Raw genomic sequence first — 16,995 nt, 5'->3', positions numbered from 1 at the left:
AGGGGAGACCCGTGCAGACGACGCTGCTCGGATTGGCGATTGCCTTCATCATTGCGCTTCTGGCCGCGCTGATCGGGCCTTATTTCATCGACTGGAACCAGTTCAGGTCCCAGTTCGAGGCGGAGGCTGGCACGATCATCGGCGTGCCGGTGCGGGTGGCGGGCGAGCTGGACGCGCGGCTGCTGCCGGCGCCGACGCTGCGGCTGCGCTCGGTCACCTTCGGCGGCAACAACGATCTCGGCCGCCTGCGGGCCGACAAGCTCGACGTCGAGTTCAGCCTGAGCTCGCTGATGCGGGGCGAATGGCGCGCCACCGAGCTTTCGGTCAATGGCATGGCGGTGGATCTCGGCCTGGATGCCAGGGGCCGTGTCGACCTGCCATCCACCGCGAGCGGCACCTTCAATCTGGCCTCGCTTGCGATCGAACGGCTCAACCTCACCGGCCGCATCGCCCTGCACGATGCGGCCAGCCGCTCGACGCTGGAATTGAACGACATCGCCTTTTCCGGCGACGTGCGTTCGCTGGCCGGCTCGGTCCGCGGCGACGGCAGTTTCACCGCCGCCGGGGTGCGCTATCCGTTCCGCGTCTCCTCCGGCCCGAGCGCCGACGGCAGCGCTACCCGTCTCCACCTCAACATCGATCCCGGCCAGCGCGCGATCCTGGCCGATCTCGAAGGCGTGCTCGCCTTCGACAATCGCCTGCCGAAATTCGACGGCGCGCTGACGCTCGCCGTGCCCGCGATCAAGAAGGTCGGCACGACGGGGCCGACGCCCTGGAAGCTCACGGCAAAGCTCAAGGCCGATCCGGCCGGCGCCAAATTCGATCAGATCGACGCGAGCTTTGGCGCCGAGGACAACGCGCTCAAGTTTGGCGGTGTCGGCGACGTCAAGTTCGGCGCTTCGCCGCTGCTGCGCGCGGTGCTGTCGGCGCGCCAGGTCGATGCCGACAAGCTGGCGGGCAGGGACGATGCCGATCCGCAGCGCGTCCTGCCGGCGCTGCGCGCCGGGCTTGCCGCGATTCCGCAGGCGCCGATCGCGGCGCAGATCGAGTTCAACTCCGACCAGATCATGCTCGGCGGCCGTCCGCTCCAGAACATCACGGCCGAGCTTCAGACCGACGGAAGGTCCTGGACCTTCCAGCGGCTCGAGCTGCGCGCCCCCGGCACGACGCAGCTCTCGCTCAACGGCGCAACGCCCGGCGCCGATAGCTTCAGCGGCCGTCTCAGCGTCGAATCGTCCGATCCCGATACGCTGGTGGCCTGGCTCCAGGGCCGCAGCGAGGTCAACCGCCGCAGCACGCGGCCGCTGCGGCTTGCCGGCGACGTGACCATCGCCGCCAACCATCTCGCCGTCGACAAGCTGAAAGCCGACATCGAGGGCGGCACGGTCGAAGGCCGTATCGCCTTCGTGCAGACAGGCGCCAGCAAAGGCTCGCGGATCGATGCTGACCTGAAGGCCGATCGTCTCGACCTCGATGCCGCCGCGAGTTTCGTTCGCGCGCTCGCCGGTCCCCAGGGCGAATGGCCGGAGGAAGCAAAACTCTCGCTCGATATCGGGCGGGCGATCTCGGCCGGCCAGGAGCTACAACGATTTTCGGCCGGACTCGCCTACGATCCGAAGAGCGTCGCTCTCGATCGCCTGAAGTTCGATCAAGCGGGCGGGATGTCCGTCGATGGCGGCGGAAATTTCGATCGGGTCAATTCGCAGGGACGGTTTGTGCTGAACCTGACGGCCGCTTCGCTGCGGCCGATGACGTCCATCGTCGATGCGCTTTCGCCTGCATGGGCCCAGCGCCTTCAGGCAATCGATTCCGCCTCGGGGCCTTCCACCGCGAGTCTGGTCCTCGATCTCGGTGCCGACAAGAAAGGGGATGGCGGCCGCCGCTCCGCCACGGCCCAGCTCGACTTCGCGACGCCGCAGGCGACGGGGCATGTTCAGGCGGGCGCTGCGCCAGCGGTGTCCGACCTTCGCGGTCTTGATCTCGGCGCCCTCTCAGGCAACGAGTTCACCATCGATGCGCGGATGTCGTCCCAGCGTGGCAGTACGCTACTGGCCCTGTTCGGTCTTGATCGTGCGGTTGCTGCCGGCGAGGGCACTTCCCGCTTCGAAGGACGTTTGAGCGGCGCGTGGCGTAAGCCCCTGCAACTGAGCGCAAAGCTCAGCGGCGGCGGGCTGGATGCGGATGCGCAAGGCAGCGTCGAACTGTCGGAGCCCAAGGCCACCGTGAATTTGCGCGTGCGCAACGCCAATCTGGCGCCGTTGTTCGGGACCAGCCCGGCCGACCAATCGGTGCGGACCGTCAGCCTGTCCTCGCGCGTCGGCCTTTCCGGCAACCGCCTGACCCTGGACGATCTCGACAGCAGCGCGGCCGGCTCGCATCTGCGCGGTCATCTCGCGGTGACGCTCGATCAGGAGAAGAGCGTCGATGGCGAAGTCGGTCTCGACAAGCTCGACCTTGCGCCCGCGCTCGCGATGGTGATCGGCGCGGCCGGACGTGATTCCGGCGAGCCGCTGAGTGCGGGACTGCTCGGTGGCTGGCGCGGCCGCATCGCCTTTCAGGCCTTGCACGGCACCTTGCCCGGCGGCATCGAGCTGCGTCCCTTCGGCGGCACGATCCGGAGCGATGGTCAGTCGCTCGCACTCGACACGCTCAAGGGCGGCCTCAGTGGCGGCGAGATGTCGGCGAGCCTTGATGCGCGCAATGGCGCCAATGGTCTGACGCTGAACGCGCGCATCGAGCTCAGCAATGTCGATGCGGCGACGCTACGCTACCGCGACCTCGCGTTGCCGAAGGGCCGCGCCTCGGTGCAGATGGCGCTGACCAGCCAGGGCCGCAGCGTTGCGGCGTTGACCGGTGCGCTCGCCGGCAACGGCACGGTGACGCTGGACGCCGCGGAAATCAGCGGCCTCAATCCGCGCGCCTTCGAGATCGCCATTCGCGCCAGCGACGGCGGTCAGGTCAGTGACGACAACAGGCTGCGGCAGCTGGTCGAGCCCGCGCTCGCCGCCGCGCCGATCGCGGTCGCCTCGGCGCAGATTCCGTTCACGATCCGCGACGGCCGCCTGCGCGTCGGCGCGACGCCGCTGGAAGCAAAGAACGCGCGCGCCATCGTCTCCGGCGGTTACGACATTCCCGCCGACCAGGCCGACATCCGCGCCAGCCTGACGCCGATCATGACCGGGCTCTCCGGCGCACCGCCGGAGATCCAGCTGTTCGCGGCGGGGCCACCCGACAAGCTCAACCGCACCATCGATCTCGCGCCGCTGTCGTCGTGGCTTGCGGTACGCACGATCGATCGGGAGACGCGCCGGCTGGATGCGATCGAGCGCGGCGAGCCGCCGCCGGCGACTGCGGCGCTGCCGACGCTGGTCTCGCCCGATCCCGTGCCCGAGCCGTCTCTGACCGATGTGCCGATGCCCGGCCGCGATCCCCGCCGCGCGCCGGCGAAGCCAAAAACCGCGCCGCTGCCAAAAGCGCCGCATGCCGCGCCCGCCGCGCCAAGCCCTCCGCTCGCGAGCCAGCAGGTCGCGCCGCTGCCGCCGCCGATCGAGGTGAGGCCGGCCCCCGGCCCGCCGCCCGCAAAACCGAGGCCCAAGCCGCCATTGGTGCTGACGCCGTCGAATCCGTGAGTGCAGTCGAAAGAACTTGGCCGGCAGCATCGTTGCGGCCATCCTTCGAGACGCCCGCCGTCGGCGGGCTCCTCAGGATGAGGTCCTGTTTCGCGGCAATATTTTAGACCCTCACGGTGAGGAGCGCCGTCTTCGGCGCGTCTCGAACCATGAAGGCCGGGCAGCTTCGCAGTCCTCGTTATCCCATGCCGCCGCGAAGGCCTTGCCCGCCGGTAAACCCGTTCCCTCGCATTTTAATGAATTTTCCTCGGCAAAACTGCGCTGCCGATTTTACCGGATTTGCGCGTTTGTTCCCTAGTCTCGTTCCCAGAGGAATTCGGCGTCCTGCCAGCACAAGCAGGATGGCTCGCCAAGAATTGGGGTATCGAGATGAACGGGGCGAAATCGCTTCTGCAGGATCTGGACGACGCGATCGCGCGGGGCACCGACGAGAGCCGGGCGAAGGCGTTGTGGCACGCGACCGACATCCTGATCACCGGCCGCTACAGCGACGACGAGATCAGCATGTTCGGCGAGGTCATCGGCAAGCTCGCCGACGAGATCGAGGTCGCCGCGCGGGCGCAGCTCTCCGAGCTGATGTCGGCCTGCGACCACGCGCCGCTCAACGTCATCCAGAAGCTCGCGCTCGACGACGAGATCGAGGTTGCCGGTCCGGTGCTGCGCGACTCCACGCGGATCGACGAGAAGATGCTGGTCGAGAGCGCCCTGACCAAGGGGCAGGCGCATCTGCTTGCGATCGCCCAGCGCGAGTCGATCGGCGAAGCCGTCACCGACGTGCTGGTCAAGCGCGGCAACCAGGAGGTCGTCACCTCCGTCGCGAAGAACGAGGGCGCGCGCTTCTCGGGCTCGGGCCTGCTGCACATGGTCCGCCGCGCAGAAGGCGACTCGATCCTCGCCGAGCAGCTCGGCCTGCGCAAGGACGTGCCGCGCCACATCTTCCAGCAGCTCATCGCGAAAGCGTCGGAAGACGTCCGCCGCCGCCTCGAGCACGAGCGCCCCGAGATGATGGCGCAGATCCAGAGCTCGGTGACCGAGGTCACCGGCGATTTGCAATCCAAGTTCGGTCCGTCCTCGCGCAGCTATTTCGTCGCCAAGCGCGTGGTGACGACGCAGTACCGCCAGGGCAACCTCAACCAGGACTCGATCTCGAACTATGCGCGCCAGCACCGTTTCGACGAGGTGCAGATCGGCCTGTCGCTGCTGTCGTCGCTGCCGGTCGACGTGATCGAGCGCGCGATGATGGACCGCAACCGCGAGATCCTTCTGGTGCTGTGCAAGGCGCTCGATTTCTCGTGGAACACGACGATGTCGCTGCTGTTCCTCGGCGCCAAGGACCATTTGATCACGGCGCGTGAGCTCCATGACAACGAGCGCGACTTCGGCAAGCTCAAGATCGAGACCTCGCGCAGCGTCCTGAAGTTCTACCAGTCGCGCAAGACCGGTGCGGGTGAAGCGGGCCGTCAGCCCGAGCTCCAGATTCACTGAGCACGAAGAGAGGAGTATTTGCCATGTTGCCTCAATTCGGCACCGCAGTCCGCAAGACCAAGAGGCTCAACGCCGAGACGAGCGGATCGGCCCCGGAGCAGGCTTCCGTCGACGCCGCATGGCTCGTGCTGGAAGCCGCCAACGATCTCGGCGACCACGCCGCGATCGCAGCCTGCCGCCGCGTCATCGATGCCGAGCTGAACGGCACGGCCGCCGGCAGTTCGGATATCGATCTGGTGCTGGGGTATTTCCGGTAAGATGCCGTCGTAGCCCGGATGGCCCGGGAATTGATTTCGCTGCGCTTGACCGGGCCTGCGAACTTCGCCGCCGAACGATCAGATTTGCATATACGAAATCCGGAAACAAAAAAGGCCTCGCCGAAGCGAGGCCTTTCTGCTTGATCTTGCCTGCTTGATGTTGCCGGCCGTCGCTAATCGTCCCAGTAATGACGGCGGATCACAACGCTGCGGTCGTAATCGCGGTCGCGGTGGTACCAGCCGTGATGCCAGCCGCGGTCATGCTCGTAGATGCGTGCGCGCGGACCATAGTAATCCCTGTCGCCGCCGACATAGACGCCGACGCCGGCCGCATTGGCGATGGTGGGGGCACCGATTGCAAGCGTCGCTACCGCCGCGAGAGCATAAGTCAGCTTCTTCATCTGTTCCTCCTCCTTTGCATCGTCCGGGAGTCAACAATTGCCGCCATCGCCTGTTGCAGGAACTGTCAGGAAACTTTCTTGAACAGCCGTTCAGGGTTCACAGCGGGAAACCGCGGAACTGCAGAGCATCGTCAACAAAGGCGCACATTCGTGTCGTACCTTGCGCCAACTGAAATGTTGCGTGCCGCGACGGATCGCCGGCCAGCCCAAGTCGAAGCTCAAGGCCACTGATGTCGGAGCCGCCTTCGATCCTGATCGTGGAGGACGAATATCCGCTTCAGGGCGTGCTCGAGAGTGCGTTGGCCGAAGCCGGCTTCGCGTCGGACATCCTTTCGTCGGGCGAGGAGGCGATCACTATCTTCGTCGCCAGGGGGAAGCATCACAAGGCGCTCGTGACCGACGTCTGTCTTGGCGGCAAGCTGAGCGGCTGGGATGTGGCCCGGAGAATGCGAGAGAAGCATCCGGACCTTCCGGTCGTGTACATGATGGCCGGCGCCGATTTGGGCTTATGGAAGTCGCAAGGCGTGCCCAACAGCGTGCTTCTCGAAAAGCCGTTTCACCCCGAACGGCTCATCGCCGCGCTCCATGAGCTTTGAACCTTTGGGTTCGCCCGGATGGAGCGCAGCGTAATCCGGGACCGCCCATCCCGCGGTTGGTCGACCGCGCCGCGAACACGCGCATCGCACGCAGCTGTGATCAGTGAAACCCCGGCGCGCGGGTAACAACGGACGCTTCTCTCCGTACTGCCTTCAGCGAAGCTGTTTTCGCAGAGCTGAACAACATGCAATCCGGGGAGAAATCGTCACATGCAAGGGTTCAACGTCGCTGAGAATGGGGGCGGTTCTTATCGTCCTCTCGCCATTCTCCGCTGGGTCATGGTGATCATCTTCGTATCGTTTGGAATGCAGAAATTCACACCGCAATCCGCACAAGGCATCGCCCAGTTCATCACCAACAGCCCGTTCATCTCCTGGCTGTCGGTGTTCGGCCTGAGGGGCGAGGCCTATTTTCTCGGTGTCGCCGAGTTCGTGATTGCGGCGCTGCTCGCGGCCGGCAGCTTCAGCCCGATCTTGTCTGCGCTCGGTTCATTCATGGGCATCGTAACCTTCGCGGTCACGTGGTCGTTCTTCTTCACGACGCCGGGCGTCGTCACCTGGAGCCTTTCGACCGATCCGATGGCCTGGAATCTCACCGGCGAGTTCCTGTTCAAGGACATCGTCCTGCTGTGTGTCTGCGTGGTGTTGTTTCTCGCCTCCCTGCCGCAATCGGTCGTTCGGCTCCGCACCGGCTGAGACGCCTCTTACCGACGCATGCGGTAGATCACGACATCCTCGCCGTGATGCGTGGTGCTCTTCTCCAGGACATAGTTCGCCTTCTCCAGCACGCGACGTGATGCGCCATGTGCGACGAAAACCAGGCCGATGAGGGACGGGAGCTCGAGCTGTGACAGCCCGATCTCCGTCAGCGCGGTTGCGATCTCGCTCGCAAGTCCCTTGCCCCAGAGGTCGCGCTTGAACGTGTAGGCAATCTCGATCTCGTCGATTCCGTCCACGAGAATGTGCCTGATCCCGGCCCGTCCGGCGAACGCGCCGTCTTTCGTTCGCAGCACAAACAGCCCAAAACCGTGCTGGTCCCAATGGGCCATGTTGACCGCGAGATAGGTCTTCGTCACCTCGGGCGTACGCACGCCGCCGAGATAGCGGGACACGTCGGCATCGAGATGCAGCGCGGCCAGGTCGGCGAGGTGGTCTTCGCGCAGCTTCTCGGCGGTCAATCGATCGGTGCTGAAATGATCCATGGCCCTCGATAGCCGCTTTCGAAACCGGACATCGTTCATTCGCTGCTGATACGTCCTTCCGCGGTTTGGTCCGACGTGTCAATCTTCCGCATCAGGCGCTGGCTTGATTTGAATCAAGCGTTAGGATGACGACCGCGCCACAACCGCGACAGGCGGGGGCTTGTGGTCTGTTGGGGGTGTGATGATCCCGACCTGGTACGTCACCTTTGATGTTCGACAGCGTGGTGCCTTGCCGAGGCAGCGCAGTCCGCGCGAGACGAAGACTTTCGTGACCGAGGACGAAGCCAAGCGTTTCGCGCGCACAAAGCTCGACGAAGGCCTCGCCGTCTTTGCAGGCACGATCAATCCCCACGTCCCCAGGCGGCTCATTCCGGCGTCGGAGATCCAGGCGTGGCTCAACGATGAAGGAACCTATCCGCCGCCTGCAGCGCCGAATGTCGAGTAAGCATCTTACCGTGCATAGAAATGGCGCCTGGGTGTTGCCATTTTGTTACGGGCCTGGAGTCTTCTGCCCCGTAAACTTCTGGATGTTCGCGCGACTTATGCACGCCACCCAGCATAGGTGCCCATTTTTGAACGAAAAGAACTAGAAGGGGACGAGACGATGAGAAAGCTTTCGATTGCTGCGATCAGCTTCGCGGCGCTGAGCGTGGCGGCTCCCGCCATGGCAGCCGACATGGCCGTCAAGGCGCCGCCGCCGGCACCGGTGGTGGCCGTCTACAGCTGGAGCGGATTCTACATTGGCGCCAATGGCGGCTGGGGACAGACCCATAATTGCTTGGATTTCGTAACGCCCGCCGGGAATGTCGCTGGCGGTTGCGCTGATCGCTCCGGCGGACTCGTGGGCGGACAGATCGGGTACCGCTGGCAAACCAATCAATTTGTGCTGGGCCTGGAAGCACAGGGCGATTGGGCCGACATCAAGAACACGCGTGTCAGCCTGATCGATCCCTTGATCTCGACCACAGGCAAGACCGACGCCATTGGTCTGTTCACGGTCCAACTCGGTTGGGCATGGAACCAGTCGCTGTTCTACGTAAAGGGCGGCGCCGCCGTGACCAACAATCGCTTCGATATATTCAACAACGTCACCGGGGTTGGCCTGGCCTCCGCAGGTCACACGCGCTGGGGCGGCGCCCTGGGGGTCGGCTGGGAATATGGCTTTACGCCGAACTGGTCGGTCGGTGTCGAATACGACCATCTCTGGATGGGGAATGACAACACAACCTTCGCAGGCGTGGTCACGCCCGGAGGCTTTACCCTCCTGGGCAACGGGGTCCGCCAGGATATCGACATGGTCACGCTTCGGTTGAACTATCGCTTCGGCGGTTACGGCGCGCCGGTCGCTGCTCGCTACTGAGCTTGTGTCTTCCCAGCAACTTCAGGCCCCGGCATCGACCGGGGCCTTTTTCATGCCGAAGGATACGAGGATTTCCGTCGGCGTGCGCATTGGCACAAACTGCATAGTCCGCATGGCCTGCCTCGAGCCGCGAGAAAGAGACGCAGGCTTGATCTAGCGCAATCGGCCATATTCGCGGAGGCGGCTCCTTGGCCGCCTCCCTTTGGTTTGTCGCCCTCTGGCGGCGCCCGTCAGCAGTACCGCGCTCACCAGGACCTGAATCCGAACCATGGGAACTGCCCCTGCCGCGCTGCAAGAACGATCGGTGGCGTCACCTGCCGCTTCGGCCTGATCGCGGCATGCTGGGCCTTGCGTGACCGCTTGCGGTCGACAGCTTCGGGCGAACGCGCATCCGGACGCGGCAGCAGCGCGAGTGCGTTCGCGACCGCCGGCTGCTCCGCCGCTTGAGCGGGAGGCTTGACGCGGTCGGGCGAAGTCGCAGCCTCCGCAATCGAGATCACGGGCGCGGCGCCGGCAATCACCGGTGAGTGCGTGTCGAAGACCACCCGCTCGGGCCATTTGCGATCCGACTGAATGCGTATGGCCGGCCGATCCACGGCCGCGTTCTCCATGACGGGTGCCTTGGACAGGAGAACGTCCGCAACGAACAGGAGCGCGAGCAATGCCGCGCCGACCTTCCAGAAATACCCCAGCAATGGCATTTCAGTCGCTCCGTGCCCCCCGCATGTCTGGGCCAGGTTGCGACGACGTATGGTCATTGTTGGAGACGTTGCGCGAGACAGCTTGATTCAGATCAAGCACGAAGGAGATCCATCTAGCCCCGGACATCGCCTTGCCGCGCCGGAGGCCGGCCGTCGATCGCCTTCGGCACCGCGCGACATCAGTACCGGCTGGAACGCTTGGACTCCGTGTCCAGCCCGGATCCTGACCTTGCCGCGCTGAGCGCCGCGGCCAGCTCGTCGAGATGATAGGGTTTCGGCAGGATCTGAAGGCCCGCCAATTCGGCGTCGTGAACTGCCGCCTCGGAGTATCCGCTGGTCAGAAGGACAGGTATGTCGCTTCGCCGTCTCTTGATCTCTCGCGCCAGCTCGACCCCATTCATGCCGCCAGGCATCATGATATCGGAAAAGATGAGGTCGACGGCGCGTCCGTCGGCCAGGGCACCGAGCGCGGCCGCGCCACTCGCCGCGCGCGTGACCTCGTAGCCGAGCTGCCCGAGCATCTCGCTCACCAGTGCGGCAACCTCGTCATCGTCCTCGACCAGAAGGATTCGGCCATGATTGCTCCTTTTCGGCCGCGCCCTGTTGAGATCGATGGGATGCCGCTCCCCGGAGGGAAGGCTGAGCGATCGCGGCAGGTAAAGTTCGATGCTGGTGCCTTGGCCGACTTCCGATCGGATGCGGACCGTACCCCGTGATTGCGTCGCAAAGCCATGGACCTGGGCCAGCCCGAGCCCCGAGCCCTTTCCGACCTCCTTGGTCGTGAAGAATGGTTCGAAAACGCGCGACAGGATCTCCGGACCCATGCCGACACCGGTATCGACGACGGACAGGCGCACGTAGTCTCCGGCGATCTGCGCGTCATTCAGATCGGGCAGATTTTCCCCGCGCACGAGGATCGTTCCGCCATTGGGCATGGCGTCACGGGCGTTGACGGCGAGGTTGAGGATCACGAGTTCGAGCTCGCCGGGATCGACCTCCACCGGCCAGAGCGTGTCCGGAAAATCGAACTCGACATGGACGTCGCCTCTCAGGCTTCGATCGAGCAGTTCGCGCATGCCTCCCATCTGCGAGGCGACGTCGACGGGCTCGGGCCGGAGCGTCTGCCGGCGGGAGAACGCAAGAAGTTGCCTGGTCAGGCTGGCGCCGCGCTGGGCGGCCTGGACCATCCCGTCCATGAGTCGGCGACGACGGGCCGGATCGGTCTGGCGGTCGAGGATGTCGAGGCCGCCGGAGATCACCATCAGCAGATTGTTGAAGTCGTGCGCCACCCCGCCGGTCAGCTGTCCGATGGCTTCGATCTTCTGGGCTTGCCGGAGCGTCTCCTCGACCCGGGCGCGCTCGTCCATCTCGACGCGCAGTTGCTCGTTGGCCTCCGCGAGCGCCCGCGTGCGCTCGACCACGAGCTTTTCGAGTTGCTGGGCGGTCTGCTCGCGGGCCTCGAACAAGGCGCGGATTTCATACTGACGCCGGCGTGCTCTCAGCGCCGACTGGATCGTGCTGGTCAGCGTCATGGGCTGAACCGGCCGCTCGAGCAGGGAGACGTTGCGGAGAACCTCGACGATCTGGCGGCGCCAGGCGACGACCGGCGGCTGCTCGCGGTGGCTGGTCAGGATGACGAAAGGGAGGTCGGACCATGGCGGCTGCCTCTCGACCCACTCTGCCAGTGCGGTCATGTCCTTGCCGAACAGTCCTTCCTCGGCAAGAAAAACCGCGCCGACCCCGGCGCCCATCTCGCTGACGAGTTCCGGGAGGCTACGGCAGTTGACCGCTTCCAGATTCGAGCTGCGGAAAAGCTCGGTGGACGCCGCTCCGTCGCGGCCGATCGGTGCGTAGACGAGAATGTGGCGATCGCGGTTGGGGCTCATTCCAGCGATCCTCCCGGCATTGTCGTGCCGGTATATTGCGGCGTGCCGGAAAAGATGCCGCTGAAGTTTTTCAGCGGCGGCCCGAGCGTGATGCCGGCGCCGGTGAGGCGAAACTCGCGGATGGTATGCTCATGATGGCCGCTGCGCTTCTTTACGACCGACAATGCGCGCCGAACCGTTCCGGCCGACTCGAAATAGCGCAGCATCAGTACCGCATCACTCAGATAGCTTATGTCGAGCGGCGTCTCCATCGGCCCGACCAGCCCGTGTTGGGCAAGGATCAGAATGGTCATCACGCCTTGCTGCCCCAGATAGGTCAGGAGCTCGTGCATCTGCAGGACGAGAAATCGCTCGTCCGGCATGGCGTTCAGATAGCCGTTCAGACTGTCGATGATGACAATGCGGGCATTGTCGGCTTCGACGCTTTTCCGCACGTTTGCGGCGAACTCGCCCGGGGACTGCTCGGCCGGATCGATCTGTTGAAACCGGATCAGTCCCGATGCGAAGTGCTTTTCGACGGGCAAGCCAAGCGACTTCGCGCGAGCCTCGACGGTGCCTCGGCCCTCATCGAACGCGAAGAAGACCGCGTGCTCGCCTCGCTCGGCCGCCGCGATCGCATAGGTCAGCGCAAGGGACGATTTACCGACGCCGGCGGAGCCGATGAGAAGCGCGTTCGTGCCGCGCTCGAGACCGCCGCCCAGGAGCTGGTCGATCTCGGCATTGCCGCTCGGCGTGAACTCGCCCAGGAAGGCCTTGTGATGCTCTGCCGCGATCAGGCGGGGAAAAATCCGCAAGCCTCCCCGCTCGATCGTGAAATCGTGGAAACCGCCGCGAAAACGAATGCCGCGCATCTTGATCACACGAAGCCGCCGCCGTTCTGCGCCGTAGTCGAGGGCAAGCTGTTCGAGCATCACCACGCCGTGCGCAATGGAATGGAGCTGGAGGTCGTCCTGGGATGACGAAAGATCGTCGAGCAGCACGACCGTGCAGTTGCGGTTGGTGAAGAAGTGCTTCAGCGCCAGCACCTGGCGCCTGTAACGGAGCGGGTTCTGGGCAAGCAGGCGCAGTTCGGAGAGGCTGTCGAGCACCACGCGGGTCGGATTGATCCGTTCGACCTCCCTGAAGATCAGGCCGGTCGTTTCGTTCAGCTCCATCTCGGCCGGATGAAACACCGTGAGCTCGCGCTCCGGGTCGAGGGTCGTCTCCGCCGGCACCAGTTCGAAGATGTCGACCCCTTCGAGCGACCAGCCGTGCCGCTGCGCCACGAGGTCCAGCTCGGGCCTGGTTTCGGATAGCGAGATGTAAAGCACGCGTTCGCCGTTACGGGCGCCTTGCAGCAGGAACTGCAGCGCTATTGTGGTCTTGCCGGTGCCTGGCCGTCCCTCGTAGAGATACATCCGGTTGGCGTCGAAGCCGCCTCCGAGGATGTCGTCGAGCCCCTCGCTGCCGGTCGAAACCCTCGGCAAATCAGGCTCACCGTCCTGAGCGGCGCTGGCTGTGGTGATCATCGAACGTCCTGACGCTTTTACCCCGGAAAGGGCGTCATGGGTGTTGAGTCCCGCGGCTGGCAGCCAAAGGCTTCCACCGAAAAGGGAATGCCGATAAGGAACTCGAAGGACGGCCCCAAGTTCCTTTGCGGGAAATGGGCCCCCGTGGGAACCGCTGTCCTGACGGTGGCTACTGCTGCGGCTTCGCCATGCGCAGGGCGCCGGGTCGTATGCCGTATCTGCGCATGACGGCCTTGCTCAAGGCGCCTTCGGACGCATAGCCGACCTCGCCCGCGATCTTCGCGATCGGATCGGAGGTACCGGCCAGCCGCTTGCGAGCGATCGTCAATCTCAAATCGGACAAGAACGCCATCGGTGCGATCCCCGCACGCTTTTGAAATGCCCGCACCAATGTCGCGCGCGAGGTGATCGCAACGGCCGCCATCTCATCGAGCGTCCAGTCCCGGGCGAGATCGCCGAGGATCGCGGACACGACACGAGCCGTGGTGCGGTCGCGCAAAAGCGACACCGTCCCATTGCCGGTTGCGTCGTCTGCGAGATGGTCGCGCAGCATCATGACGAACAGCGCCCTCGCGAGATCGGCCGCAACCACCTCCGACCCGACCCTCCCGGCATCCAGCTCCTCGCGGATATCGGTCAACAGGCGCCGAAATCTTTCCAGCAATGGCTCGCCCGCTGTGCGCAGGATGATCTCGTCGGGAAGGGCGGCAATCAATGGGTTCTCGTCCGTCGTCTCGAACAGAAGCCGGCCACACAACAGCTCTGTATCGACCTCGGCATCAACCGTCGCGCGCTGGCGGACGCCATTTCGGACCTCGGTCGAGATCCGCCCGGCAGCGCTCCCCGTTCGGCTGCGGACCGCGTGACTGTCGCCGTGCGGCAGCAGCAGAATGTCACCAGCCTCCAGCCTCAGCGGATCAAGGCCCGGGCGCTCGACCACGCAAGAGCCGCGTGTGACCATATGGAATTGCGCCCATCCTCTGCCGTTCGGCGCGTGCAGCGACTCCCAGCCGCCGCCGAACTTGCAGGAATCCTCGAACACGGGACGGATCCTGAACAGCGGCACCATCGCCTTCAACAGCTCCGCCGCGTCCGTCTCGGACATTTCTCTCCCCTTGATCCGCCCGGACATGTCTCCGAGCCGCCTGGCCATCCACGGAGCGGCAAAGCGCATCTAACCTGTCCGCGTCAAGGCACCGAGGAAGCATAACATGGCAATGCTGGACTGGAATAACTACCGCCGTCAGGTCGTCGCGGGCGTCGGCGAGATCGGGAAGCTCACGCCGGATACGGTCAAGGGTTACGCGACCCTGAGCGGCGCAGGCGCCAAGACCGGTCATCTCGATGCGAAGACGCGCGAGCTGATCGCGCTCGCCGTCGCCATCAGTCTGCGCTGCGACGGCTGCATCACTGTTCACGCCGCTGAAGCGAAAAAGCATGGCGCGAGTGAGGGCGAGATTGCGGAGGCGCTCGGCACCGCAATCTCGGTCAATGCCGGTGCGGCGTTGGTCTATTCGACCCGCGCGCACGAGGCTTTCAGGGACGCGTGAATTCGCCGACGCTCATTCCTTCTAACATCACCTAACGCGCCATCTTCGCAGCGTCCGCTAGATTTGGGGACATGAAGGCGGACGTAATTTCCAAAAAGCACGATTGGTAAACGGAGGCGAATATGTCGTCCAAGACTCCGACTGAGATATTGCCACGACCTGCGAATGTGTCGCGCCGTGGCTTCGTGGGAGGCCTCTCGGCGGGCATTTTGGGCGCGGTCGCGACCGAGGCGGCCGGTGCCGAGACATTGGCCGACATCCCCGATCGCGGCCCCGGCGCCGATCTCAGCGCACACAGCGAGCGCTCCCGTTTCGCAAAGCTCGATCGCATTCCGGAGTCCACACCAGGCAAGCGCAACGTCGACCCCGGCGATGCCATCAATTCCAAGACGCCGCACCATAAGCTCGTCGGCAACATCACGCCGACCGATCTGCATTACGAGCGCAGCCATTCCGGCGTGCCCGATATCGATCCCGCGCAGCACCGGCTCCTCGTCCATGGCCTGGTGCAGAAGCCGCTGGTGTTCAGCGTCGAGGACCTGAAGCGGATGCCGTCGGTGACGCGCGTCGTGTTCATCGAATGCACCGGCAACGGCTGGGAAAACTGGAAAAAGGCCGATCCCGACATCACGGTGCAGAACACGCATGGTCTCGTCAGCACCAATGAATGGACCGGCGTGCCGTTGAAATTCCTGATCGACCTCGTCGCCAAGGACCAGGGCTCGAACTGGATGCTGGCCGAGGGCGGCGACGGCGCGGGCGTCGATCGCAGCATCCCGCTCACCGACGAGATCGTCAACGAAGCCTTCGTCGCCTATGGGCAGAACGGCGAGCCGCTGCGGCCTGCACACGGCTTTCCGATGCGGCTGGTGATGCCGGGCTTCGAGGGCAACCTCAACATCAAATGGCTGCGCCGCCTCAAGTTCGGCAACGCGCCCTGGATGACGCGCTGGGAGACGGCGCGCTACACGCAGCTGCTGGCGGACGGCAAGGCGCGGCAATTCCAGCTCAGGATGGAAACCAATTCGGTCATCACGCAGCCCTCGGGCATGATGCAGATTCAGCCGGGCTACAACCGGATCTCCGGCCTTGCCTGGAGCGGCCATGGCAAGATCGCCAAGGTCGAGATCTCGACCGACGGCGCGAAGACGTGGAAGCCCGCGCAACTGAGCCTGCCGGTGCTGTCGAAGGCGCAGGTACGCTTCCAGATGGATTGGGTCTGGGACGGCAAGCCGACGAAAATCGTCAGCCGCTCGACCGACGAGAAGGGCAACGTTCAGCCGGACCGGCAGTCCTTCATCGCCGCGATGGGGAGCAATGCGCTGTTTCACTACAACGCCCAGCAGACCTGGAGCATCGATGAGGCCGGGAGGGTCCGCAATGTCCTCGCATAGCAAGCTGTTTCTCGCCGGCATCCTCGCGACTGGTTTGCTCGCAGCCCCCGCGTTGGCGTTCGATTTCGGCCGTCCGGCAACGCCGGCCGAGATCAAGCTGTGGGATATCGATATCGGCCCCGACGGCAAAGGCCTGCCTGACGGCAGCGGTACGGTCGCGCAGGGCAAGCAGGTGTTTTCCGACAATTGCGCAGCCTGTCATGGTGACAACGGCCAGGGCGGCATCAAAGATCGGCTTGCCGGCGGGCAGGGGACGCTCGCCTCCAACATGCCGGTGAAGACCGTCGGCAGCTTCTGGCCCTATGCGACGACCTTGTTCGACTACATTCATCGCGCGATGCCCTATCCGACGCCGGGCTCGCTCAACACCGACGAAACCTACGCCGTCACCGCCTACATCCTGAGCCTCAACGGCATCGTTGCCGCGGACGGCAAGGTCGACAAGGACAGCTTGCCGAAGATCAGGATGCCCAATCGCGACGGCTTCATTCCGGAGCCGGAATTCGACCCCGCCAAACTGTTCCGCAAGAAGTGAGCGGACGATGAGGCTTTCGGCACTGGTCAAAATCTTCGCTCTGATCGCCGCGATATGCTCATGGGAGACACAGGCAATGGCCGCAGACGGACTCATCACCATCAAGAGCAGCTTCGGGCCCGAAGACACGATGAAGCGACTGGAGGCCGAAGTGAACGCCAAGGGGCTTACCGTGTTCGCCCATGTTGATCACGCCGCGGGCGCTTCCGCTGTTGGCCTGTCCCTGCGGCCGACTGATCTCATCATCTTCGGCAACGCCAAAGGCGGCACGCCGTTGATGCAGCAGGCTCAGACCATCGGCATCGACCTGCCGCTGAAAGCGCTGGTCTGGCAGGACGAACAAGGCGCGACCTGGCTGTCCTACAACGATCCCGCCTGGCTCGCCGGGCGTCATGGTGTCGGCGAGCCGGCCAAGGCTGCGGTTACCGCGATGACCGGCGCCCTGCATGCGATCGCGACCAAGGCGACTGCGCCGTAGCAAGCGCTTGAGG

General features: G+C 64.5%; 17 protein-coding genes. 11 read left to right on the top strand and 6 right to left on the bottom strand.

What is annotated here, in order from left to right:
- The first annotated feature begins 11 nt into the window (after positions 1-11).
- From NLM15_RS34680 to NLM15_RS34670, 3 genes are all read left to right on the top strand, one after another.
- Complete coding sequence (locus NLM15_RS34680; RefSeq protein ID WP_254122412.1) at positions 12-3,629, top strand: AsmA-like C-terminal region-containing protein; 3,618 nt, start codon at positions 12-14, stop codon at positions 3,627-3,629.
- 369 nt (positions 3,630-3,998) lie between these two features.
- Positions 3,999-5,114: a DUF2336 domain-containing protein gene (locus NLM15_RS34675; RefSeq protein ID WP_254122411.1), complete on the top strand. Its 1,116-nt coding sequence runs from the start codon at positions 3,999-4,001 to the stop codon at positions 5,112-5,114.
- A gap of 23 nt (positions 5,115-5,137) precedes the next feature.
- On the top strand, positions 5,138-5,371 hold the full coding sequence (locus tag NLM15_RS34670) for a hypothetical protein (RefSeq protein WP_254122410.1): 234 nt from the start codon (positions 5,138-5,140) through the stop codon (positions 5,369-5,371).
- Between the two features lie 173 nt (positions 5,372-5,544).
- Here NLM15_RS34670 and NLM15_RS34665 read toward each other — a convergent pair whose 3' ends face one another.
- The gene (locus NLM15_RS34665) at positions 5,545-5,772 is read right to left on the bottom strand and encodes a hypothetical protein (RefSeq protein ID WP_254122409.1); all 228 of its coding nucleotides are present in this window, start codon (positions 5,770-5,772) and stop codon (positions 5,545-5,547) included.
- 257 nt (positions 5,773-6,029) lie between these two features.
- On the opposite strand from NLM15_RS34665, the gene NLM15_RS34660 reads away from it, so the two are divergent.
- Together NLM15_RS34660 and NLM15_RS34655 are read left to right on the top strand one after the other, a co-directional pair.
- Positions 6,030-6,368, top strand: a complete 339-nt coding sequence (locus tag NLM15_RS34660) for a response regulator (RefSeq protein ID WP_254122408.1) — start codon at positions 6,030-6,032, stop codon at positions 6,366-6,368.
- A 210-nt stretch (positions 6,369-6,578) separates the two neighbouring features.
- Complete coding sequence (locus NLM15_RS34655; protein ID WP_254122407.1) at positions 6,579-7,064, top strand: YkgB family protein; 486 nt, start codon at positions 6,579-6,581, stop codon at positions 7,062-7,064.
- A gap of 8 nt (positions 7,065-7,072) precedes the next feature.
- Here the strand turns inward: NLM15_RS34655 and NLM15_RS34650 are convergent, their stop codons facing one another.
- Entirely contained in the window at positions 7,073-7,570 is a 498-nt protein-coding gene (locus tag NLM15_RS34650) for a GNAT family N-acetyltransferase (protein ID WP_254122406.1), read from the bottom strand.
- Positions 7,571-7,838: 268 nt separating this feature from the next.
- Here NLM15_RS34650 and NLM15_RS34645 point away from each other — a divergent pair, with 268 nt between their 5' ends.
- On the top strand, positions 7,839-8,015 hold the full coding sequence (locus NLM15_RS34645; RefSeq protein ID WP_375166903.1) for a hypothetical protein: 177 nt from the start codon (positions 7,839-7,841) through the stop codon (positions 8,013-8,015).
- Between the two features lie 159 nt (positions 8,016-8,174).
- Positions 8,175-8,930: an outer membrane protein gene (locus tag NLM15_RS34640; protein ID WP_254122404.1), complete on the top strand. Its 756-nt coding sequence runs from the start codon at positions 8,175-8,177 to the stop codon at positions 8,928-8,930.
- 245 nt (positions 8,931-9,175) lie between these two features.
- On the opposite strand, the gene NLM15_RS34635 is transcribed toward NLM15_RS34640, so the two are convergent.
- The 4 genes from NLM15_RS34635 to NLM15_RS34620 form a co-directional block, all read right to left on the bottom strand.
- A complete protein-coding gene (locus tag NLM15_RS34635; protein WP_254122403.1) occupies positions 9,176-9,631 on the bottom strand; it encodes a hypothetical protein in 456 nt (151 codons plus the stop codon).
- A 179-nt stretch (positions 9,632-9,810) separates the two neighbouring features.
- Positions 9,811-11,517, bottom strand: a complete 1,707-nt coding sequence (locus NLM15_RS34630) for an ATP-binding protein (protein ID WP_254122402.1) — start codon at positions 11,515-11,517, stop codon at positions 9,811-9,813.
- A complete protein-coding gene (locus tag NLM15_RS34625; protein ID WP_254122401.1) occupies positions 11,514-13,025 on the bottom strand; it encodes an ATPase domain-containing protein in 1,512 nt (503 codons plus the stop codon). Before NLM15_RS34625 ends, NLM15_RS34630 begins: the two co-directional genes overlap by 4 nt.
- 169 nt (positions 13,026-13,194) lie before the next feature.
- Positions 13,195-14,130, bottom strand: a complete 936-nt coding sequence (locus NLM15_RS34620; RefSeq protein WP_254122400.1) for an AraC family transcriptional regulator — start codon at positions 14,128-14,130, stop codon at positions 13,195-13,197.
- 106 nt (positions 14,131-14,236) lie between these two features.
- Here NLM15_RS34620 and NLM15_RS34615 point away from each other — a divergent pair, with 106 nt between their 5' ends.
- From NLM15_RS34615 to NLM15_RS34600, 4 genes are all read left to right on the top strand, one after another.
- Complete coding sequence (locus NLM15_RS34615; protein WP_375166902.1) at positions 14,237-14,575, top strand: carboxymuconolactone decarboxylase family protein; 339 nt, start codon at positions 14,237-14,239, stop codon at positions 14,573-14,575.
- Positions 14,576-14,697: 122 nt separating this feature from the next.
- Positions 14,698-15,969: a sulfite dehydrogenase gene (gene soxC / locus NLM15_RS34610; RefSeq protein WP_254122399.1), complete on the top strand. Its 1,272-nt coding sequence runs from the start codon at positions 14,698-14,700 to the stop codon at positions 15,967-15,969.
- Positions 15,956-16,504 (top strand): c-type cytochrome, encoded by a 549-nt coding sequence (locus NLM15_RS34605; protein ID WP_254122398.1) that lies wholly within the window; start codon positions 15,956-15,958, stop codon positions 16,502-16,504. The genes soxC and NLM15_RS34605 overlap by 14 nt, the downstream gene beginning before the upstream one ends.
- A 7-nt stretch (positions 16,505-16,511) precedes the next feature.
- Positions 16,512-16,982, top strand: a complete 471-nt coding sequence (locus NLM15_RS34600) for a DUF302 domain-containing protein (protein ID WP_254122397.1) — start codon at positions 16,512-16,514, stop codon at positions 16,980-16,982.
- Positions 16,983-16,995: the final 13 nt, after the last annotated feature.

It is taken from the genome of Bradyrhizobium sp. CCGB20 (genome assembly GCF_024199855.1).
In the GTDB taxonomy this organism is placed as follows: Bacteria; Pseudomonadota; Alphaproteobacteria; order Rhizobiales; family Xanthobacteraceae; genus Bradyrhizobium.
Note: the sequence above shows the minus strand (reverse complement) of the source record. Positions and strands in the feature narration are given on the sequence as shown.

Bases quoted from the DNA above. Each gene is read 5' to 3' on its own strand.
- NLM15_RS34650 (WP_254122406.1), bottom strand. From the start codon at position 7,570: ATGGATCATTTCAGCACCGATCGATTGACCGCCGAGAAGCTGCGCGAA.
- NLM15_RS34635 (WP_254122403.1), bottom strand. From the start codon at position 9,631: ATGCCATTGCTGGGGTATTTCTGGAAGGTCGGCGCGGCATTGCTCGCG.
- NLM15_RS34670 (WP_254122410.1), top strand. From the start codon at position 5,138: ATGTTGCCTCAATTCGGCACCGCAGTCCGCAAGACCAAGAGGCTCAAC.
- NLM15_RS34600 (WP_254122397.1), top strand. From the start codon at position 16,512: ATGAGGCTTTCGGCACTGGTCAAAATCTTCGCTCTGATCGCCGCGATA.
- NLM15_RS34630 (WP_254122402.1), bottom strand. From the start codon at position 11,517: ATGAGCCCCAACCGCGATCGCCACATTCTCGTCTACGCACCGATCGGC.
- NLM15_RS34620 (WP_254122400.1), bottom strand. From the start codon at position 14,130: ATGTCCGAGACGGACGCGGCGGAGCTGTTGAAGGCGATGGTGCCGCTG.
- NLM15_RS34665 (WP_254122409.1), bottom strand. From the start codon at position 5,772: ATGAAGAAGCTGACTTATGCTCTCGCGGCGGTAGCGACGCTTGCAATC.
- NLM15_RS34655 (WP_254122407.1), top strand. From the start codon at position 6,579: ATGCAAGGGTTCAACGTCGCTGAGAATGGGGGCGGTTCTTATCGTCCT.
- NLM15_RS34640 (WP_254122404.1), top strand. From the start codon at position 8,175: ATGAGAAAGCTTTCGATTGCTGCGATCAGCTTCGCGGCGCTGAGCGTG.
- NLM15_RS34615 (WP_375166902.1), top strand. From the start codon at position 14,237: ATGGCAATGCTGGACTGGAATAACTACCGCCGTCAGGTCGTCGCGGGC.
- NLM15_RS34605 (WP_254122398.1), top strand. From the start codon at position 15,956: ATGTCCTCGCATAGCAAGCTGTTTCTCGCCGGCATCCTCGCGACTGGT.
- soxC (WP_254122399.1), top strand. From the start codon at position 14,698: ATGTCGTCCAAGACTCCGACTGAGATATTGCCACGACCTGCGAATGTG.
- NLM15_RS34625 (WP_254122401.1), bottom strand. From the start codon at position 13,025: ATGATCACCACAGCCAGCGCCGCTCAGGACGGTGAGCCTGATTTGCCG.
- NLM15_RS34675 (WP_254122411.1), top strand. From the start codon at position 3,999: ATGAACGGGGCGAAATCGCTTCTGCAGGATCTGGACGACGCGATCGCG.